Below are 371 nucleotides of genomic sequence, written 5' to 3'. Positions count from 1 at the left end.
AAATCCTCACGATTCAGCATGTTGTGCGCGTATTCAAATAGTCGGAAATGGGTACAGGATAGTATAGTAGTGTTACTAAATATTCAGAATATTCTAATAAAGGAGGTGGAGAGAATGGCATCGATCATCCGGAATCGACATCATATGGTGCATGACCCAAAACGTTCATTCTCTAACTTCGGATTCTGGTGGTTCGTCAGCGTCTTTTCCGTCGGATTGCTCCTTGTCGCCTTCGAGTCCGTCCGCAACGGGTTCTCTGCCATTCATCCTGTCTTATCTAGCATGGCTTTCCTCGGTCTCACGTTCGTGCACGGTGTCTGCGCTAACCTGGCTCGTGACGTCAGGTGGCTTATCTACTTGCTCGAGCGCAC

Annotated in this window: 1 pseudogene; it reads left to right on the top strand. The window is 48.2% G+C overall.

Annotation, left to right across the window (positions count from 1 at the left end):
- Positions 1-114 precede the first annotated feature (114 nt).
- A pseudogene (locus AC2Q9J_RS17685) lies at positions 115-371 on the top strand (hypothetical protein); the annotation flags it as partial.

The sequence above is a fragment of the Planococcus sp. RAB007_Raresut genome (genome assembly GCF_057369535.1).
The sequence above is the reverse complement of the archived record's forward strand: the minus strand, read 5'-3'. Positions and strand labels throughout refer to the sequence as shown.